1 protein-coding gene is annotated in these 843 nt (G+C 72.8%); it reads right to left on the reverse strand.

Annotation, left to right across the window (positions count from 1 at the left end; genetic code table 11):
• Positions 1-75: 75 nt before the first annotated feature.
• Positions 76-438: a cupin domain-containing protein gene (locus ACSNOK_RS33325; protein WP_436784521.1), complete on the reverse strand. Its 363-nt coding sequence runs from the start codon at positions 436-438 to the stop codon at positions 76-78.
• Positions 439-843: the final 405 nt, after the last annotated feature.

Below are 843 nucleotides of genomic sequence, written 5' to 3' on the forward strand. Positions count from 1 at the left end.
GTGGAAACGGTGGGGGAGGAGAGGGAGATGAGGGGGGAGGCGTGGCGTGGAGGGACGATGCGACGTCGCCCCCTGTCACCGCTTCGCGTACTCGGCGAATCCCTGCCAGTCGACGATCACGCACGGCTCGTCGCCCACCACCCACGCGTCGTGCCCGGGCGGGCAGGACATGACGTCGCCGGGGCCGAACTCCTCCTCCTGCCCGTCGTCCATCACGACGTTGATGCGGCCGGACACGACGTACGCCGTGTGCGCGGCCCGGCAGCTGTCGGTGCCGGCGATCGGGCCGACGTGCGTGGACCACCGCCACCCCGGCTCGAACGTCGCCCGGCCCACCGGGCCGGTGGTGAGGTCCACGAGTTCCAGCCGCCCCTTGTCGTCCTCGAACGGCCGGACCTCCTCGGGGGCGTCGAAGCTCTTCCGTGTCAGACCGGCCATGGTGTTCTCCTCGGAGTCCTCGGGCTTCCGGCTCTCGGTTCTCGGTTCTCGGTTTCCGGTTCTCGGTTTTCGGTTCTCGGTTCCGATTCCGGATTCGGGGGTTTCGTCTGCCCGTTCCGGAGGCCGGGAATCCGGTGACCGGAGGATCAGGATCCGAATCAGGAACAGGGCGGAGGGCCGGAGAGACGGGTAGCGACGAACGCGGGCCGACGGGCACGCGGGGCGGGGTCCCGCGCCGGGTGCCGGCCGTCTCGAACGTAGGCGGGACGGCGGCGGGCCGCGAGCGATGAGGGCCGGACGGGTGACATCGGCCGGGCCCGCAGGCGTCCTCCGCGGGCTCCGGCGAGTCCGTCGGGGGTGGCGGGCGCGGGCCCGGAGCTCCCCCTCCCCGCCCCGGGCCCGCGC

Source organism: Streptomyces sp. URMC 126 (genome assembly GCF_051386555.1).
In the GTDB taxonomy this organism is placed as follows: Bacteria; Actinomycetota; Actinomycetes; order Streptomycetales; family Streptomycetaceae; genus Streptomyces.